The organism is Vibrio sp. V10_P2A27P122 (assembly GCF_963874335.1).
Lineage (GTDB): Bacteria > Pseudomonadota > Gammaproteobacteria > Enterobacterales > Vibrionaceae > Vibrio > Vibrio anguillarum.
In genome coordinates this window covers 1-3,794 of record NZ_CAWNHY010000154.1, presented here as the reverse complement: position 1 = coordinate 3,794, position 3,794 = coordinate 1, and the positions used below count along the sequence as shown (strand labels likewise).

The following is a 3,794-nucleotide window of genomic DNA, read 5'->3' as shown; positions in this document are numbered from 1 at the left end:
GGTGTATGCATTTTAACTTTATGATTTGTTTTGGTTTTGTATTTTTATGAGGCTGGTTGCATTTTTATGTTTAGGTTCAAATTTGTCAAAAAATCATGTAAAAGTCGTGCGGCATCTCTGCTAATATAATTAAGCTTTTGATTTGTTGATGGATTCTCATTGGATGATTAGCCGAACAAATAAGTACTTGCCAAATTTGGGGTTTGAGCACATATTCAGTGTGAGTGAAAACCAATGTTAAGTTAATTACCCGATTGTGAGTTAATTTCCAATTGTGAGCTAATTAATGTGGGCCGCGATGCTGCTATCCACGATTCAGTGGGTGCAGAGCCAATAGATGAGTGTGGAGATACAAGTTTGATAAGTGTTTTCCTTGTAGATGATCACGAGCTGGTTCGCACAGGGATACGACGTATTATTGAAGACGTCCGTGGAATGAACGTAGTAGGGGAAGCTGACAGCGGTGAAGAAGCAGTAAAATGGTGTCGCAGTAATCATGTCGACGTTGTTTTAATGGATATGAACATGCCTGGTATCGGCGGTTTGGAAGCGACAAAAAAAATTCTGCGCTTTAATCCAGATGTGAAAATCATCGTGTTAACGGTTCATACGGAAAATCCATTTCCGACCAAAGTGATGCAAGCTGGAGCCGCGGGTTATTTAACCAAAGGTGCAGGCCCAGATGAAATGGTCAACGCGATTCGCATTGTGAATAGCGGGCAGCGTTATATCTCGCCTGAAATCGCACAGCAAATGGCATTAAGCCAATTCTCGCCAGCTTCTGACAATCCATTTGCTGATCTCTCGGAAAGAGAGCTGCAGATTATGATGATGATTACCAAAGGGCAAAAAGTGACGGATATTTCCGAGCAACTTAGTCTTAGCCCCAAAACAGTAAATAGCTATCGCTATCGACTGTTTAGTAAGTTAGCGATCAGCGGTGATGTTGAACTGACCCATTTAGCTATTCGACACGGAATGTTAGACACCGAGACGCTTTAGTGACTTCTTTGTTCGACTCGGTCGCTTTTCTTAAAACCGTTACCCATCAGCCCGGCGTTTATCGAATGTATAACGCCGAGGCTGATATCATCTATGTTGGCAAAGCCAAAGACCTCAAAAAACGCCTTTCTAGTTACTTTCGAAAAACAATCGACAGTGAGAAAACGCGCGCGTTAGTCAGCCATATCGATAAAATTGATGTCACCGTTACTCACACTGAAACGGAAGCGTTGATCCTTGAGCACAATTACATCAAGCAATATTTGCCTAAATACAATGTGCTGCTGCGAGACGATAAATCTTACCCGTATATTTTTATTAGTGGGCATAAGCACCCTCGTTTGTCGTTGCACCGTGGCGCGAAAAAGCGCAAAGGTGAGTATTTTGGTCCATACCCTGATTCTGGTGCGGTTCGAGAGTCGTTACACCTCATCCAAAAAATATTTCCGGTAAGACAATGTGAAGATACCGTCTATAGCAACCGGACTCGTCCTTGCCTGATGTATCAAATTGGCCGCTGCGCTGCACCTTGTGTGAGTCATATCATTGCGGATGAAGAGTATGCTGAATTGGTTAATTATGTTCGATTGTTTTTGCAAGGCAAAGATAACCAAGTACTTGAAACATTAGTGCAAAAAATGGAACAAGCCAGCCAAGCACTGCAGTTTGAAAATGCCGCTAAATTTAGAGACCAGATCCAAGCCATTCGAAGAGTCCAAGAACAACAGTTTGTTTCTGAAGAGACGATGGATGACATGGATATATTGGGATTTGCCCAAGAAAATGGCATCGCTTGCATCCATATTTTGATGATCCGCCAAGGTAAAATATTGGGTAGTCGTAGCCATTTTCCTAAAATTCCGGCTAACACGACTCAAGAAGAGGTGTTTGATGGCTTTTTAGGACAGTATTATTTAAGTCACAATGAAGCGCGTACGATCCCAAGTCGAGTGATCTTAAATGCGGGTCTGCTAGAGGATGAAAAGCCGCTGCAAGAAGCATTACAGACCCTGGTCGGGCGTAAAGTTTCTTTCCACATCAGCCCAACAGGTGTGCGTGCTCAATATTTAAAATTGGCTAATACCAATGCATTGAGCGCAATAACGGCTAAAATTAACCATAGAATGACGATCAACCAGCGTTTTAAAGCACTTCAAGCTGTTTTAGGGTTGGATAGCATAGAGCGTATGGAGTGTTTTGATATTTCGCACACCATGGGAGAGAGCACGATCGCCTCATGCGTGGTATTTAACCAAGAAGGGCCTGTTAAACCAGAATACCGCCGTTATAACATCACGGGAATTACTGGTGGAGATGATTATGCTGCAATGGGACAAGTGTTAGATAAGCGGTATTCCAAGCAGCTTGACGTGGAAAAAATCCCCGATGTTATTTTCATTGATGGTGGTAAAGGGCAATTGAATCGAGCTTTGCAGATCATCTCTAGCCATTGGCAAGATTGGCCGAAAAGACCGGTGATGGTTGGTATCGCCAAAGGCGTTACCCGCAAACCGGGGCTAGAAACGTTGATTACAACCGATGGCGATGAATTTAACCTGCCAAGTGATGCGCCAGCTTTGCATTTGATTCAGCATATTCGCGATGAAAGTCATAATCACGCCATTGCTGGGCATAGAGCCAAACGAGGTAAAACACGGCGTACCAGTACATTGGAAGGCATAGAAGGGGTTGGGCCTAAACGCCGGCAAGCACTGCTGAAATATATGGGAGGGCTGCAAGAGCTAAAAAGAGCCACTGTTGAAGAAATCGCCAAAGTGCCCGGTATTAGCCATTCTTTAGCTGAAAACATTTATCAAGCATTGAAACAATAAGAAAAATAACGCAACATAACCGCGCAATCGATAAGAGCCTATAAATATGCGTTTGAATATTCCTAATATTTTGTCTTTATTACGACTTTTCCTTATCCCAGTATTTGTCGTTGTTTTCTATCTGCCTTACGGCTGGGGCCCTTTTGCTGCGGCAATGGTGTTTTGGGTAGCGGGTTTTACCGATTGGTTAGATGGCATGCTTGCGCGAAAACTTGGGCAAACCTCTCGCTTTGGTGCTTTTATCGACCCAGTAGCGGATAAAGTGCTCGTTGCGACGGCTCTTATCTTGATCACCGACCATTACCACAGTCTCTGGATAACGATTCCAGCCGTGACAATGATTGCCCGTGAAATCATCATTTCTGCGTTGCGAGAATGGATGGCGGAAATTGGTAAAAGAGCCAGTGTGGCCGTTTCATGGGTTGGGAAGGTTAAGACGCTTACCCAAATGTTTGCATTGTGGGTACTGATTTGGCGTCATGATGATTGGATGGTGTGGGTCGGCTATGCAGCGTTATACATCGCCACCATTTTGACCTATTGGTCAATGGTTCAATACTTGGCGGCAGCTAAAGACGACCTCCTCAACGCAGAACATCATTAAGAAACGGGCTTAGGCCCGTTTTTTGTTCCTCCAATTTCTACAATCCCTTTCACAACATGCATTATTGCTTCAGTTAAAGCACAGTAATCTCGTGTAAAAGGTGGTGAATTTTGCTATCAAATTAACCAAATCTGTCCTTTTTGAATGCAAAATAGCCAAACGATTTAAAAACTAAAAAAATAATATTGACTCATCGAATCGAATGCGTAGAATGCATCCCGTACTTGAGAGGAACGGAAGAAACAACCCAACCCCTTGATGTTACAGGGGCGCGTTGGCAGAGGGGCTATGCAGCGGATTGCAAATCCGTGGACCTCGGTTCGACTCCGGGACGCGCCTCCATTGCGACCCTAGCT

The 3,794-nt window shown here is 43.8% G+C and carries 3 protein-coding genes and 1 tRNA gene; all 4 read left to right on the top strand.

Features of this window, described 5'->3' with window-relative positions; all coding sequences use genetic code 11:
• Positions 1 to 357 precede the first annotated feature (357 nt).
• On the top strand, positions 358 to 1,002 hold the full coding sequence (gene uvrY, locus AACQ17_RS07375; RefSeq protein WP_026028128.1) for a UvrY/SirA/GacA family response regulator transcription factor: 645 nt from the start codon (positions 358 to 360) through the stop codon (positions 1,000 to 1,002).
• Entirely contained in the window at positions 1,002 to 2,834 is a 1,833-nt protein-coding gene (gene uvrC, locus AACQ17_RS07370; protein WP_094167646.1) for an excinuclease ABC subunit UvrC, read from the top strand. Before uvrY ends, uvrC begins: the two co-directional genes overlap by 1 nt.
• Positions 2,835 to 2,880: 46 nt before the next feature.
• On the top strand, positions 2,881 to 3,438 hold the full coding sequence (gene pgsA, locus AACQ17_RS07365) for a CDP-diacylglycerol--glycerol-3-phosphate 3-phosphatidyltransferase (RefSeq protein ID WP_013856615.1): 558 nt from the start codon (positions 2,881 to 2,883) through the stop codon (positions 3,436 to 3,438).
• A 268-nt stretch (positions 3,439 to 3,706) separates the two neighbouring features.
• Positions 3,707 to 3,780 (top strand) — tRNA-Cys (locus AACQ17_RS07360).
• The last annotated feature ends 14 nt before the right edge of the window (positions 3,781 to 3,794 follow it).